12 protein-coding genes are annotated in these 15,070 nt (G+C 67.4%); 5 read left to right on the top strand and 7 right to left on the bottom strand.

Annotated elements, in window-relative coordinates; all coding sequences use genetic code 11:
- The first annotated feature begins 31 nt into the window (after window positions 1–31).
- Window positions 32–619 carry a TetR/AcrR family transcriptional regulator gene (locus NRB20_RS36415; RefSeq protein ID WP_153415987.1) on the top strand — a complete coding sequence of 196 codons (588 nt, stop codon included), beginning with the start codon at window positions 32–34 and terminating at the stop codon, window positions 617–619.
- A gap of 785 nt (window positions 620–1,404) precedes the next feature.
- Window positions 1,405–1,737 (top strand): hypothetical protein, encoded by a 333-nt coding sequence (locus tag NRB20_RS36410; RefSeq protein ID WP_153415986.1) that lies wholly within the window; start codon window positions 1,405–1,407, stop codon window positions 1,735–1,737.
- A 73-nt stretch (window positions 1,738–1,810) separates the two neighbouring features.
- Here the strand turns inward: NRB20_RS36410 and NRB20_RS36405 are convergent, their stop codons facing one another.
- The 5 genes from NRB20_RS36405 to panB all read right to left on the bottom strand — a co-directional run bounded on the left by NRB20_RS36405 (window position 1,811) and on the right by panB (window position 6,499).
- Window positions 1,811–2,725 (bottom strand): CHAD domain-containing protein, encoded by a 915-nt coding sequence (locus NRB20_RS36405; RefSeq protein WP_153415985.1) that lies wholly within the window; start codon window positions 2,723–2,725, stop codon window positions 1,811–1,813.
- Window positions 2,725–3,684 carry a prolyl aminopeptidase gene (gene pip, locus NRB20_RS36400; protein WP_153415984.1) on the bottom strand — a complete coding sequence of 320 codons (960 nt, stop codon included), beginning with the start codon at window positions 3,682–3,684 and terminating at the stop codon, window positions 2,725–2,727. The genes NRB20_RS36405 and pip overlap by 1 nt, the downstream gene beginning before the upstream one ends.
- On the bottom strand, window positions 3,684–4,142 hold the full coding sequence (locus tag NRB20_RS38760; RefSeq protein WP_227834218.1) for a hypothetical protein: 459 nt from the start codon (window positions 4,140–4,142) through the stop codon (window positions 3,684–3,686). Before NRB20_RS38760 ends, pip begins: the two co-directional genes overlap by 1 nt.
- Before the next feature lie 150 nt (window positions 4,143–4,292).
- Window positions 4,293–5,375, bottom strand: a complete 1,083-nt coding sequence (locus tag NRB20_RS36390; RefSeq protein ID WP_153415983.1) for a DUF4185 domain-containing protein — start codon at window positions 5,373–5,375, stop codon at window positions 4,293–4,295.
- Between the two features lie 275 nt (window positions 5,376–5,650).
- On the bottom strand, window positions 5,651–6,499 hold the full coding sequence (gene panB / locus NRB20_RS36385) for a 3-methyl-2-oxobutanoate hydroxymethyltransferase (protein ID WP_153415982.1): 849 nt from the start codon (window positions 6,497–6,499) through the stop codon (window positions 5,651–5,653).
- Window positions 6,500–6,642: 143 nt separating this feature from the next.
- On the opposite strand from panB, the gene NRB20_RS36380 reads away from it, so the two are divergent.
- The 3 genes from NRB20_RS36380 to NRB20_RS36370 all read left to right on the top strand — a co-directional run bounded on the left by NRB20_RS36380 (window position 6,643) and on the right by NRB20_RS36370 (window position 12,742).
- Window positions 6,643–8,184, top strand: coding sequence for an alpha/beta hydrolase (locus tag NRB20_RS36380; protein WP_153415981.1), 1,542 nt, complete (start codon window positions 6,643–6,645; stop codon window positions 8,182–8,184).
- A 75-nt stretch (window positions 8,185–8,259) separates the two neighbouring features.
- On the top strand, window positions 8,260–9,600 hold the full coding sequence (locus NRB20_RS36375; protein ID WP_153415980.1) for a glutamine synthetase family protein: 1,341 nt from the start codon (window positions 8,260–8,262) through the stop codon (window positions 9,598–9,600).
- Between the two features lie 127 nt (window positions 9,601–9,727).
- A complete protein-coding gene (locus NRB20_RS36370; protein ID WP_153415979.1) occupies window positions 9,728–12,742 on the top strand; it encodes a bifunctional [glutamine synthetase] adenylyltransferase/[glutamine synthetase]-adenylyl-L-tyrosine phosphorylase in 3,015 nt (1,004 codons plus the stop codon).
- A gap of 13 nt (window positions 12,743–12,755) precedes the next feature.
- Here the strand turns inward: NRB20_RS36370 and NRB20_RS36365 are convergent, their stop codons facing one another.
- Complete coding sequence (locus NRB20_RS36365; RefSeq protein WP_227834217.1) at window positions 12,756–14,198, bottom strand: ATP-binding protein; 1,443 nt, start codon at window positions 14,196–14,198, stop codon at window positions 12,756–12,758.
- Window positions 14,199–14,631: 433 nt separating this feature from the next.
- The gene (locus NRB20_RS36360) at window positions 14,632–14,850 is read right to left on the bottom strand and encodes a hypothetical protein (protein ID WP_227834216.1); all 219 of its coding nucleotides are present in this window, start codon (window positions 14,848–14,850) and stop codon (window positions 14,632–14,634) included.
- Between the last annotated feature and the right edge of the window lie 220 nt (window positions 14,851–15,070).

Raw genomic sequence — 15,070 nt, 5'->3', positions numbered from 1 at the left:
CCGTTTAGCAATGCGAGTGGAGGCTGCGCGCATGAGTGACGGTGAGGGGCCGGGCGTGGGCACGGTCAAACCCAAACGGGCCGACGCGCGCCGGAACGCGGCCGCGCTGCTGGACGCGGCCGCGGCGGTCTTCGTCACCTCGGGCGTCGAGGCCCCGATCCGCGATATCGCGACGCGGGCGGGCGTCGGGACGGCGACGATCTACCGCCACTTCCCGACCCGCGCCGATCTGATCGTCGCGGTGTACCGGCATCAGGTCGAGGCGCTCGCCGAATCGGGTCCGCGGCTACTGACCACCGGCGCGACGCCGCATGTCGCGCTGGGGTCGTGGATGGACAGCTTCGTCGACTTCCTCGTCACCAAACAGGGACTCGCCACGGTCCTGCAATCCGAGGATCCTTGTTTCGATCCGCTGCACGCGTACTTCGTCGAGCGGCTGGTTCCGGTCTGCGATCGATTGCTCGCTGCCGCAGTCGATTCGGGCGAGATCGAGCCGGGGCAGGACGCCCTGGAACTCATGCGCGGCGCGGGCGGATTGTGCGCGGGCGGTGGTCGGCCCGGTTACGACGCGCGGCGGTTGGTCGGGCTACTGATCGCCGGGCTGCGCCGGGTCGGCTGAATACGGTCCGGACCGGACAGCGGGCCGAGCCGAACAGACGAAAACGCCGACGGCGGCCTCCGCAGGGGAGACCGCCGTCGGCGTCGGTTCGACAGACTGTGTCGTCAGCCCGCCGGGCTGATCACCAGGATCTGCGCCCAGTGGGCGGCCGTTTCGGGGCCGAGCAACGGCAACAGGTAGTCGTAGACGATGGACGACATAGGGTGCGGAACTCCTCATGTGTTACGTGCGGTGTCGCATTCGGACATAGTGGGGCGGCGAAGCGGCCCCGTGAATACCTGCGCCACAGTAACAGTGCGTTGGCGTTCGCGCAGAAAGCTTCGGAATCGGACCGGGATCATCGACTCGGATCGTGATGTGCGGCCGAACTTTACGACCGATCCTGCCGTCCGGTGATATTGATCGGCTATCGAACGAGCGGCGGTCACCATGTGCGCCACGCCGATCCGACCGACCCGTATGTGACGGCGTGCCGCCGAGTTCCGCCCTATCGGAACCGAAGTCGGGAGTGCTCGCGCGAAGTCGCCGGGAATGTGCCGAACGCGCAGGCACCCACGGCCCCGCGACTCGAACGGATGCGCGATCGGCCGCTTCGGGCCTGGCCCGAATCCGACGGATCGGGCCGATATCCGATTGTTATCGGCGTGTCAGGCAAGACGGCCCGTTCTGAACTGGCCGGAACCGTGACTGACGTCATAAAGTGTTCCGCGTTGGATGTTTCCCCGCCGGGGGTGGCGGTGAAATCTAAGGGTGTCAACGAACGTCGGAAAGCAGGTTCTGTTTATATGCGTGTAGTTCGCAAGTTGGTGGCCGGTGCATTGATCGCCGGGGCCGCTTCGGTTCTGGCCGTGATGGGAGCGGGGTCCGCGTCCGCGTTCGCCCTCACACCGCTGCCCGGTGGCGTCCAGGTCGACCTCACCCCGGGTGACACCCAGTGGGTGCACCAGAGTCATATCGGGCAGACGATCGGGATGCTGCCCCATCCGTCCGCCGCGTCGTTCGGTCAGGCGCTGGATTCGGCGGCGGATCTGTCCTCGCACTACCCGGACGGCCGTGTCGTGTTCACCGTGTACGGGCCGATGGATCAGCTCAACGGCTCCATGCTGGCGTTGCAGTAAGCAGTAGCGCGAACCGAATTCGGGCCGACCTCGGACCCACCGTCCAGGGTCGGCCCGAAAGGTTTCCGGGCGATCACCTGTCCCGCTGCCGGACGAAATCGGCTGCGGCGGAATATTGTTCGAGGGCCTTGCGGGCCGCGTTCGCCTCGGATTCGTAGAGGCGGTCGAAGGGGGAGGTATCGGGGGTTCCGGAATGTTCGGCGGCGGTTCTGATGGCGGCCATGGCCTCGACCGCGTCGCGGTGGTCACCGAGTACGGACTGTAATTTCTTGGCGCGCAACGCCAATTCGGCGGCCGGACCGCCCAGCACATCGGCCGCAGCCTCGGCGCAATAGCGTAATCGTTTGGCGGACTTGCGAATCTCGTGCAGATGTTCGATGCGCTCGTCCTCGCTGATCGCCGGATCGGCATGCATCAGCGTTTCCTGATCCACCATCACGCGCAGTTCGTTGAAATCCGCGCGCAGCACCTTGCCGAATGCCCGGTCGGCCTCGGAATCGGCGCGCTGTGCGACCAACGGGGGCGCACTGCGCAGATTCTCCAGTGACCGACGCAGATTCACGTAGCGGTCGCCGTCGAGTTCGGTCAGTACCACCGCGTGCGCGGCGGCGTAGGCGGTGCGTTCGTTGTCGACCAGCTCGGCCACCGTCCGGCGCACGACCGCGGCGGGGTCGTCCGGGTTGCCGGTATCGGGGGCGTCGCGATAGTCCTCGAGCAGCGCCGCGAAACGTTCACCGCGCACCTCGGCATCCCGGGCCACCCCGAGAACTCCCGCGAACCAGCGCAATTCGTCGCGGATCTCGCGGACGTGCCCGGATTCGAGCAGACGGCGATAGGACCGCAGCACACTGCGCAGCCGCCGGGTGGACACCCGCATCGCGTGCACCGAATCCGGTGCGTCCCGGCGCACCGTGGGTTCGGCCCGCAGCAGGCGTTCGACGTCGTCGTCGAGGACGGCGGTGAGTGCGTCACCGGCTGTATGTGCCATCAGACCTCCCGGAACTTGTCGGTGGCTTCGACGAGGTGATGGGTGATGCCGGGTTCGTTCGCCGAATGCCCGGCATCGGGCACGATGTGCAGTTGCGATCCGGACCAGGCCCGATGCAGATCCCATGCGCTCACCGCGGGGCACACCACGTCGTGCCGCCCCTGCACGATGACACCCGGAATGTGCGCGATGCGATCGATGTCGCGCAGCAACTGGGCCTCGTCGAAGAATCCGCCGTTCACGAAGTAGTGGTTCTCGATGCGGGCGAAGGCCAGGGCGAAGCGCGGATCGGCGGTCTCGGCGACCCGATCCGGTTGCGGCAGTAGCGCGCTGGTGGAACTCTCCCAGCTGGTCCAGGCGATGGCGGCGGCGGTCGCGACGGCCGGGTCGGGGGAGTGCAGCAGGCGGTGGTAGACGCTCACCAGATCGCCGCCGCGCTCGTCCGCCGGGATCGGGGCGAGGTACTTGTCCCACTCGTCCGGGTAGAGGTAACCGGCCGCGCCGTTGTAGTACCAGTCGATCTCCTTGCGCCGCAACAGGAATATGCCGCGCAGGACGAGTTCGGTGACGCGCTCGGGATGGGTCTGCGCATAGGCCAGCGCGAGCGTGGAACCCCACGATCCGCCGAACACCTGCCAGCGTTCGACGCCCAGATGGGTGCGCAGGCGTTCGATATCGGCGACCAGATTCCAGGTGGTGTTGGTCTGCAGGCTCGCGCCGTCGGCGATGTGCGGGGTGGACCGGCCGCAGCCGCGCTGATCGAACAGCACGATCCGGTACGCCTCCGGATCGAAGAACTGCCGCTGCGAGGGTACGGTCGCGCCGCCGGGGCCGCCGTGCAGGAAGACCACCGGCTTGCCGTCGGGGTTGCCGCTCTCCTCCCAGTACAGGCGTTGGCCGTCGCCGACGTCCAGCATGCCGTGCCGGTTCACTTGCAGGGGTCGGTACAGAGTGCGCATCAGCCCAGGATCCCCGCCGCGAAGCTTTGCAGATTCAGTGCCTGGAGGGCGTCGGTGCGGACGTCGGGGCAGGTCTTGGTGGTGATGCGATCGATCATCGCCTTGTCACCGAGTACGCGGGCGTTCATGGCCAGGCCGCCGTTGCGCAGCGCCCACTCGTGCACGGCGATGTTCAGGGCCGCGCCACCGATCGTGGGACCCTGCACCCGCCAGTCTGAGAGCTGCGGTTTGATCTCGTCGCACAGCTTCTGGGCGATCGGGGCGTCCGGGTCGGGCAGCGTGGAGGTGGTGGCCGAGGACGCGGTCGTGGTGGTCGACGTCGCGGTGGAGGAGGTCGGACCGCTGGATCCGGCCGGGGCCGGGGTGCCGGTCGAACCGCATCCGGCGAGCAGCGCCACCGCCGCCGCGATCCCCATCGATCCGAGCGTCCCGCGAGTCAGCCAACGGCTCTGCGACATCTGCACCCTTTGCTTCTGTTCGTGTATTCGTGGTGTGGGAATTTCGTGCCCTTCGGCATCGAGTCTGCCACCGCGAGTGAGCAGCACACCACCTTCGCGACGTCGTCGCCTGTGGAACGGGTGCGAATCGATACCGAGGCCGGAAAGTGCTCAGGCCGAGAGACCGGACCACTGGGTCGCGGTGTAGGGCCGATGCCCGGCGGTGCCGTCCCAGGCGCTGATGATCAACGTCAGATTCGACGAATCGGTGCTGCCCGGATGGATGTAACCGCCGTAGAGATTCTTCAGCACCGGACTCCGCCACCGCGACACCGACAATCCGCGATCGCCGACCACCTGGGTCTTCGGCTCGGACCAGGTCTGATCCGGGCGCGCGGCGGTGCGGGTGCGGATGCTGTAGTCGGTGGTGTCGAAATAGCTCAGCACGTACACCTCGCCGATCCGCTTCACCGAGAATTCGCCGATGTTGTTGCCGGTGGCGAAGATCTGGGTCGCCGCGGCGGTCGCGGCGGGCAGCCACTGCCAGGTGTTGTCCTGGTAGACCCAGTTCTCCCGCGCGGCGAAATTACCGTCGAAGAAATCCTCGGGTTTGAAGCGGAACAACTGGATCCGCCCACCGTCACCGGCGAAGTTGTGACTGCCGTTCCAGGGCTTGCTGAAGATGTAGAGATGACCATCCGGATCGACCCCGGCGAAACTCCACATCAACTCCGGACTTCCGTTGCTGCCCTTGACACTTCCCGGCCAGTGCTGATCGAAATCCCGCCAGCTCGCGCCGCCGTCGTCCGAGTACGCGACACCGCCCTGGAGCGAACCGTCGTCGGCGCTGCCCGGCGCGACCCACTGGGCGACCGAGGTGTATTGAATGAACAGCCGATCGCGGCCGTCCTTGCGCAAAGCTATTGCGTCGTTGGGGATTCGGCTGACCTCGACGCCGAATCCGTTGTCCGCCCGGTGCTGATAGGTGAACAGCTGCGCGACCGTGGGACTCGGCTGCGATCCGGTGAACGTGATCGGCGTCTGCCCCGACGCGTCGAAGGTGTTCTGGTACACCATGACCGGGCTGCCGAGATACGGGTCGGTGGCCTCCTGCCCGGTGAAGCAGTCGCCGAACACGTAACCCCAAGTGCCGTCGGGTAATTGGAACGGAATCCCCAGATCCCCCGAGCCCAGTCCGAAACCGGCGGCCGAATCACCCTGGTTGTCACACAGATACGTGCCGCTCTGGGCCATGGATCGCCCCCTCCTTCATCAGGTCCGACGCCTCGGGCGAACCGCCCGGACCCGCGTCGTCATCGGCCGCTGGAAGGCTCGCCCACTCGTAGCTCTCGATCCGAGCGGGATGCCCGCCGATGACGACACGGTAGCCCGGCATTTCCCCGCGAGCGGCCGCGCGAAACCTGCCGATGCGTTCATCGGTGCCGCGAACACGACCGGACCGGACAGTACTCGGCCCGCGAGCACTGTCCGGTCGTCGAGGAAAGGACCGCCGAAGGATCAGCGAGCGATCAGAAGGAGTGCTCCGGACCCGGGAACACCCCGCGCCGCACCTCGTCGGCATAGCCGGCCGCCGCACCGCGCAACTGGTCGCCGACCTGGGCGAAGTGCTTGACGAACTTGGCGGTCTTGCCGCTGGTGTAGGCGGCCATGTCCTGCCAGACCAGCACCTGCGCGTCGCAGTCCGCGCCGGCGCCGATGCCGACGGTCGGGATGGTCAGCTTGCGGGTGACCTGCCCGGCCAGCTCGGCCGGAACCATCTCCATGACCACCGAGAACGCCCCGGCCTCCTGCACGGCGATCGCGTCGGCGATGAGCTGCTCGGCCGCGTCCCCGCGCCCCTGTACTCGGAATCCGCCCAGGGTGTTGACGCTCTGCGGGGTGAACCCGATATGCGCCATCACCGGGATACCGGCGGCCACGAGCGTCGCGATGGTATCCGAAACACGTTCGCCGCCTTCGAGTTTCACCGCGTGCGCGCCGCCCTCCTTCATGAACCGGATGGCCGTGGCCAGGGCCTGCTGCGGCGAGCCCTCGTACGTGCCGAACGGCAGGTCCGCGACCACCAGCGCGTGCGGCGCACCGCGAACCACGCCGCGCACCAACGGAATCAGCTCGTCCACGGTGATCGGTACGGTGGTGTCGTAGCCGTAGACGACGTTCGCCGCCGAATCGCCGACCAGCAACACCGGAATTCCGGCCTCTTCGAACAGTTTCGCCGTGGAGTAGTCGTAGGCGGTGAGCATCGCCCACCTGTCCCCGGCGGCCTTCATCTGCTGGAGGTGCTGCACTCGCGTCTTCCGCCGGGAAGTCTGCGGCGCAGCGCCGTAAGCAGGGGTTTCCGCATCGTTCGTGGACATCATCGTCCCTTTCGTCGGTTCCTCAAGGCCCATCGGGTCCCCGGGTTGATATGACTCCCTCAGCATGCCACCGGGCCGACACCCGGCGAAGGCCGCTGCACCATGGACTTCATCACACAGCTTCGGATGTAAAGATCGTCGCCATGTCGTTGTTGCGATCCGGTCGTGTCGCGGCGGTACTGGCCCTGGTTTGTGTGGCTGCCGCCTGCTCCACGTCGTCCAAGGAGCAGTCCGTCCAATCCTCGTCGACGCCGTCCGCGGCGGCGCTGGACAAGTTCTACAAGCAGACGCCGAAGTGGGGGAGTTGTGCGGGATTCGGCAGCGCGGACGAGCGCATGCCCAAGGCGGCCGAGTGCACGCACATCAGCGTGCCGATCGACTACGGCAATCCCGGGGGTGCGACCGCGCAGATCGCCGTGTCGCGGATCAAGGCGACCGGGCAGCGGATCGGCTCGCTGATGTTCAATCCGGGCGGTCCGGGCGAATCCGGCCTCTGGATGGTGCAGCAGGGGCAGGACACCCAGCTGGCCCAGCGTTTCGACCGGATCGGCTTCGACCCGCGCGGCACCGGCAACTCGACCCCGCTGATCAAATGCCTGTCTGGTAAGGAGTGGGACGAGCAGCGCGCCGAGGCGCCCAAGGAGAACGACACCGCCGGAATCGCCGCGCAGGAGACCGAGGACAAGAAGTTCGCCGCGCACTGCACCGAACGCACCGGCGACGACTTCCTCGCCCACGTCGGCACCCGCGAGGTGGTGCAGGACATGGACATCATCCGGGGAGTGCTGGGCGATCCGAAGCTGACCTACGTCGGCTACTCCTACGGCACCCGCCTTGGCTACAGCTACGCGGAGAAGTTCCCGGACAAGGTGCGCGCGATGGTGCTCGACGGCGCGGTCGACCCCGAGCAGCAGCCGCAGCAGGAATCGATCGAGCAGGCCGCGGGCTTCCAGAAGGCCTTCGACATGTACGTGCAGAGCTGTGTGAAGAAGTCCGACTGTCCGCTGGGCACCGATCCGGCGCAGGCGACCGCGCAGTTCCGCAAACTGGTCGAACCGCTGTGGGATCACCCGGCGCCCACCAAGGAGAGCCGCCAGTTGACCTACGGCGACGCCATCACCGGCGTGCAGAACACCCTCTACGCCAGCGACAACTGGGATCTGCTGACCGCCGGACTGACTCAGTTGCGTAACGGTCTGGGTGACATCCTGCTGCGCCTGGCCGACCTGTACGACGGCCGCAGCCGGGACGGCAGTTACGACAACTCCCAGGACGCGTTCCTGGCCATCCACTGCGTCGACGATCCGGCGATCAAGGATCGCGCCGTGGCCGCGCAGGAGGACGCCCAGTACCGCAAGGTCGCGCCGTTCCTGGACGACGGGCACGCCACCAACCAGGCCCCACTGGAGATCTGCGCGTTCTGGCCGGTGCCCAATACCGAACAGCCGCACAAGCTCTCGATTCCGGGCCTGCCCAAGACCGTGGTCATCTCCACCACCAACGATCCGGCGACCCCGTATCAGGCCGGTGTGGACCTGGCCCAGCAACTCGGCGCGGACCTGATCACCAACCGTGGCACCCGGCACACGGTGTTCCTGTCCGGCGGCGTGCCGTGCGTCGACGACGCGGTCACCAGCTACCTGATCGACCTGAAGGAACCGGCCGCGGGGCTCACCTGTGGATGACACGGTTCGGCGACGCAATTCAACACGTTCGGTTATGTAACACGGATTTAACGCCGGGTGCTTACGCTCGCGCTTATGGATCGCCAGAAGGAATTCGTGCTGCGCACGCTGGAGGAACGGGACATCCGGTTCGTGCGACTCTGGTTCACCGACGTGCTGGGGTATCTGAAATCGGTGGCGATCGCTCCCGCCGAGCTCGAGGGCGCCTTCGAGGAGGGCATCGGGTTCGACGGTTCGGCCATCGAGGGATTCGCCCGGGTCTCGGAGGCCGATATGGTCGCCAAACCGGATCCGTCCACGTTCCAGGTGCTGCCCTGGTCGACGAGCAAGGGACATCAGCATTCCGCGCGGATGTTCTGCGATATCGCGATGCCGGACGGCTCGCCGTCGTGGGCCGACCCGCGCCACGTGCTGCGGCGTCAGCTGAACAAGGCCGGTGACCTGGGCTTCAGCTGCTACGTGCATCCCGAGATCGAGTTCTTCCTGCTGCAGGACAGTCCGCAGGACGGCACCCCGCCGATCCCCGCGGACAGCGGGGGCTTCTTCGATCAGGCGGTGCACGATTCCGCGCCGAACTTCCGCCGGCACGCCATCGACGCCCTGGAGTCGATGGGGATCTCGGTGGAGTTCAGCCATCACGAGGGCGCGCCCGGGCAGCAGGAGATCGATCTGCGCTACGCGGACGCGCTGTCGATGGCCGACAACGTGATGACCTTCCGCTACCTGATCAAAGAGGTCGCGATCGACGAGGGCGTGCGCGCGACGTTCATGCCCAAGCCGTTCCCCGAACATCCCGGCTCGGCCATGCACACGCACATGAGCCTGTTCGAGGGCGAGGCCAACGCGTTCGCCGACCCGGACGATCCGAACAACCTGTCCGAGACCGCGCGGGCGTTCATCGCGGGCATCCTCGAGCACGCGCCGGAGATCAGCGCGGTCACCAACCAGTGGGTGAACTCCTACAAGCGGCTGGTGCACGGCGGCGAGGCGCCGACCGCGGCCTCCTGGGGACGCTCGAATCGTTCTGCGCTGGTTCGGGTTCCGATGTACAACCCGAACAAGTCCTCCTCGCGCCGGGTCGAGGTGCGCAGCCCCGATTCGGCCTGCAACCCGTACCTGACCTTCGCGGTGTTGCTGGCCGCGGGTCTGCGCGGCATCGAGAAGGGCTACAACCTGCCGCCCGAGGCCGAGGACGACGTGTGGTCGCTGACCGCGGCCGAGCGGCGCGCGATGGGCTTCAAGGAGTTGCCGACCAGCCTCGAGGACGCGCTGCGGGTGATGGAGCGTTCCGAACTGGTCGCCGAGACGCTCGGTGAGCACGTGTTCGACTTCTTCCTGCGCAACAAGCGGCGGGAGTGGGCCGGGTATCGCGCGCAGGTGACGCCGTTCGAACTCCGCGAATACCTCGGGCTGTAGTACGACCGCGCGGCGCGGATGCGGGAGGTTCGCCGGTCGCGCCGGGCGTGGCACGAAGCGAGAACAATTTCTCGGAAGAAGGGTATGCGGCGGCGGTGGTCCGGTGTGACCGTGTAATTTTGGCAGCATGGTACGGCCACCGACCGCCCGTCCGGTAGTGCCCGGCGTCGGCCGGCTCGGACTTCTCGAGCCGAGCGCGTCGCAGTCGCTGCGAGAGTTGGCGTGGGACAACGTCGACAGCATTCCCCTGTTGTGGGCGCTGTCCCGCTCACCCGACGCGGATCTGGCGCTGCTGACCCTGATCCGCCTGCGTGAGCAGCTCGGAACGCGTTGGGCGGCACTGGATTCGGTCCTACGTACCGATAACGCGGTGCGCGGCAGGCTGTTCGCGCTGATCGGTTCGTCCAGCGCGTTCGCCGATCATCTGGTGGCCGATCCCGAATGCTGGCAGTTGTTGCAGCGCAAGGAGTTGCCCGGCCGCGACGAGTTGATCGCCGATCTGCTCGACGCGGTGCGGGCGGTGCCCGAGACCGGGGAGCGCGCCGGGCCGATGCTGTATCGCGCCGGAATCTCCGGGCCGGAGGCGGTCGCGTTGCTGCGCAAGCGATATCGCGATCAGCTGATGCTGCTGGCGGCGATCGATCTGGCGGCCACCGTGGAGAACGAACCAGTGCTGCCGTATCAGCGGGTGGGCACGCAGCTGACCGATCTGGCCGACGCGGCGCTGACCGCGGCGCTGTCGGTGTCGGTGGCGCGGGTGTGCCCGGAGCAGCCGGTGCCGGTGCGCCTGGCGGTGGTCGCGATGGGCAAATGCGGTGCGCGCGAACTGAATTACGTGTCGGACGTGGACGTCATCTTCGTCGCCGAACCCGCCGACGCGACCGCGAGCCGGTTGGCCGCGGAGATGATGTCGGTGGGTTCGAACGCCTTCTTCGACGTGGACGCGGCGCTGCGGCCCGAGGGCAAGGCCGGTGCGCTGGTGCGCACGCTGGACTCACACATCGCGTACTACAAGCGTTGGGCGCGGACCTGGGAGTTCCAGGCGCTGTTGAAGAATCGTCCCGCCACGGGTGATCTGGAACTGGGCGAGCAGTACCGCAAGGCGCTGATGCCGATGGTGTGGACCGCGTCGGAGCGTCCGGACTTCGTCGCCGATGTGCAGGCGATGCGGCGGCGGGTGGAGGATCTGGTCCCCGAGGACATGCGCGAGCGGGAACTCAAACTGGGGCACGGCAGTCTGCGCGATGTCGAGTTCGCGGTGCAGCTGTTGCAGCTGGTGCACGGGAAGGCCGACGAGTCGCTGCATGTGCAGGGCACCGTCGAGGCGCTGACCGCGCTGGCCGCGCGCGGTTACGTCGGCCGCGACGACGCGGCGAATCTCACCGCCTCGTACGAATTCCTGCGGTTGCTCGAACATCGGCTGCAATTGCAGCGGCTCAAACGCACCCACACCCTGCCCGCCTTCGACGACGAGGAGGGGATGCGCTGGCTCGCGCGGGCCGCGCACATGCGCCCCGACGGGCGGCAGGACGCGGTCGGGGTGCTGGCCAGCGAGATCAAACGCAATGCGGTGCGGGTGCGGCGGCTGCACGCGAAGCTGTTCTATCGGCCGCTGCTGGATTCGGTGGCGCGGCTGGACGCGGACGCGTTGCGGCTCAGTCCCGCCGCGGCCGTGCGGCAGCTCGCGGCGCTGGGTTACGCCGACCCCGAGAACGCCCTGAGTCATCTCAAGGCGCTGACCGGCGAGATCGGCCGCAAGGGGCGCATCCAGGCGCTGCTGCTGCCGACGTTGCTGGAGTGGCTGGGCGAGACGTCCAATCCCGATCAGGGGCTGCTGGCCTATCGTCGGGTGTCCGAGGGGCTGGACGATCAGACCTGGTTCCTGCGCGAGCTGCGGGACGAGGGCGCGATCGCGCAGCGGTTGATGATCGTGCTCGGCTCCTCGGCGTATCTGCCCGATCTGCTGATCAACGCGCCCGAGACGATCCGCATGTTCGCCGACGGCCCGAGCGGACCGCTGCTGTTGAGTCCGAAGGCCGATGACGTACGTGGGGGGATCATGTCCGGTGCGGCACGTTACGAGGATCCGAAACGCGCTGTGGCGACGGCACGTTCGCTGCGCCGGCACGAACTGGCCCGGGTCGCCTCGGCCGACGTGCTGGGCATGCTCGAGGTGCCGCAGGTGTGTTCGGCGCTGTCCTCGGTGTGGGTGGCGGTACTGGAAGCCTCACTGCGCGCGGTGATCCGGGCCAGCGAGGCCGAGCTGGGGCACGAGGCGCCCGCGGATCTCGCGGTGATCGGCATGGGGCGGCTCGGCGGTCTGGAGCTGGGGTACGGCTCGGACGCGGATGTACTGTTCGTCTGCGATCCGCGTCCCGGCGCGGACGAGACGGCCGCGGTGAAGTGGTCGATCAGTGTCGCGGATCAGGTGCAGCGGCTGCTCGGCGCGCCCAGCACCGACCCGCCGCTCCAGGTCGACGCCGGTCTGCGTCCCGAGGGCCGCAACGGCGCCCTGGTGCGCACGCTCGCCGCCTACGACGCCTACTACCGCCAGTGGGCCCAGCCGTGGGAGGTGCAGGCGCTGCTGCGCGCCCACCAGGTCGCCGGGGATCAGCAGCTCGGCGTGCGATTCCTGCACGTCATCGACGCGGTGCGGTACCCGGCCGGCGGCGTCTCGGCCGACGCGGTCCGCGAGATCCGCCGCATCAAGGCCCGCGTGGATTCCGAACGTCTCCCGCGCGGCGCGAACCCCGCCACTCACACCAAACTCGGCCGCGGCGGCCTCGCCGACATCGAGTGGACCGTCCAGCTGATGCAGTTGCGCCACGCCCACGAGGTGCAGTCCCTGCACAACACCTCCACCCTGCAATCCCTCGACGCCATCGAACAGGCCGACCTCCTGGACCCCACCGACGTCGCCCTGCTCCGCGACGCCTGGCTCACCGCCACCAAGGCCCGCAACGCCCTGGTCCTGGTCCGCGGCAAATCCGCCGACCAGCTCCCCGGCCCCGGCCGCCTCCTCTCGGCCGTGGCCCGGGTAGCCGGTTGGCCCAACGACGACGGCAGCGAATTCCTCGACCACTACATGCGCGTAACCCGCCGCGCCAAGTCCGTCGTGGAGCGCGTCTTCGGCGGGGAGTGAGAAGTCGCCCCGGTCACTGCCACACGGCGAGCACATCCGTCGGCCCCCATATCAGGTCGACGGTGTCGGCGACAGCTGGTTCGGGCGCCGTCAGCGAGACCACGACCAGCGCCGTCCGCTTCGGTTCGAAGCCCGGTACGGCGACGGCCCCGTGTGTCAGCTCGTGCAGGTCGTGACGATCGAACGGGGTGCCGATCCATTTGATCGATCCGGCGAAGACCACTCGCTCGGCGACCGGGGCCCGATCCGCGCCGATGAGATCGATTTCCGGGTTGAACGCGCGGTTCCACCAGCTGCCGACGGCCGCGACATCCTTCCAGGGCAGGCTTCCGGACAGTGCCGCCACTTCGAGTGCGTCGCGGACCAGCGGTTCCACGGCTTTGCCACGCCACGCTGTCCAGCGGCGTGCGAACAGGTCGTAGGCGGCCTGGGATCGTCCGCGTCGCACCAGGTCCTGAACCGAGCGGAGCGCGGCGAGGTACAGCCGCAGGTTGCTGTCGGCCACGCGGTACAGGGCGGGTTTCCCCGGTTTGGTCGACAGTGGTGTGTCGGTGGACAGGATCGGCTTGTCGACCGAAAGGCGTTGTAGCAGAGGCGACAACGTTCCCGACGGCAATGCGCCGCTGCGGCTGCCCGCCGTACTCGCGATAGCGGCGTGGGTGCGTTCGCCACCGCCGATCGCCTCGAAGACACGCCGGGATTGGTCGGGCGCGGGGAATTCGGCGAGGAGAGTCGATTCGGGCACCCCGAACACCGGTGCGGACGGATCGCCGCATTCGCTTCGCATGAACTCCAGCGGGGCCAGCCCGTGTTCCCAGCTGCGCAGGATGCCAGGCAGTCCGCCCGTGATCAGGTGCGCATCGATACTCGCGGCAGCATCGAGTCCGAGTGCCCGGCCGACCTCTGCCGGGTTCAGGGGATGGAGAACGAGGTTGTCGGCCCGGCCGTAGAACGGGCGATCGTATGCGGTGAGCCGCTCCATCATGTGGATGTCGCTGCCCAGCAGGAGCAGCAGCACCGGGGACTGCTGTAGCAGCCTGTCCCAGGCGGTCTGCAAGGCGCCGTCGAAGACGTCGTCCTGCTCCGCCAGCCAGGGCAGTTCGTCGATCACCACGACGGCCTGTCGATCACCCAACACCGTCGCCAGCACACGGAACGCATCCGGCCACCCACCGACGGCATCCGGGACAACGGCAGGATCGGACGCGATTCCCGATCTCCGCAATTCGGCCAGAAAGGCGTCGAGCGACTCGACGACCGACATGCCCTTGGTGGCGGTGAAATACAGATACGGCAGCTGCGCCGAATCGCAGAACTCCTGCACCAGACGCGACTTCCCGACCTGCCGCCGCCCCCTGATCGCCATCGCGACCCCCCGGCCCGACGCCGCGACCCGCCGCAGCCGAGTCCGCAGCACCTCCAACTCGACCCGCCGCCCCACGAAATCCGTAGCCAAATCACTACCTCCGACTATGTAGACCAAATCTACGTAGATCTGATCTACGTACAGAGAATCTACCCGATCATTCCGCTGTCGATTCGGAACTTCCAGAGCTCTACACGAGCCACCGGCTGTCGAGTCGTTCGGAGCGGATTCGGGATCGCCGCGAGTTCCTGGCTGCACTCGTGAACGTAATTGCTTGCGGCACAACATCTATGCCTGCGTATGGTTGCCTTGTGAAGATGACGGTGGAGATCGACGATGCGCTGCTGGGTGCGGCGCGTGAATGTGCTCGGCGGCATGGAGTGACACTGCGATCTCTTGTCGAGGACGGGCTTCGGATGGCGCTGGAGACGCGTCGTGCGAGTGGGGCCTTTCGTTTGCGCGATGCCAGCGTGCCGGGGAACGGGTTGCAGAGTGCTCGGCACCAGTCGGTAGGTGAGTGACGCTATTGGGCCGGTGCGTGGGGGACCGCTGCGCGGGGATCGATGCCTTGGAAGGCGAGGGCTATGACGAAGCCCGCGGTTTCTTCGAGTTGGCGGGCTCGCGAGAGGCCGCCGAGGCCTGCGGTTGTCCCGACATCGCGGATGAGGGTTTCGGTGGTGTGGGTGATGAACTGCTCGCCGCGCAGTGTGACGGGGTGGGGGAGTGAGGGGAGGAAGTTCACTGTGGTTCATTCGGGGCGAGGGGTTCGGGGTGGGGGTTCGGTGACTTGGGTGGGTGGCGGGGTGGTGGCGATCGGGTCTCGCTTCGGTATCGGGTGGGCTGCCTGAGAATTTGCTGAAAGGGCAGGTGGGGGTGGATTCGCCGATCCGGCCTACTGGTGCCGCAACGTGCGCGACACCGTCCGATTCGCCGACGCCATCGACGCGCTGATCGAGCAGCGG

This window comes from Nocardia macrotermitis (assembly GCF_009604405.1).
Lineage (GTDB): Bacteria > Actinomycetota > Actinomycetes > Mycobacteriales > Mycobacteriaceae > Nocardia > Nocardia macrotermitis.
This window is presented reverse-complemented; position numbering and strand designations above follow the sequence as displayed.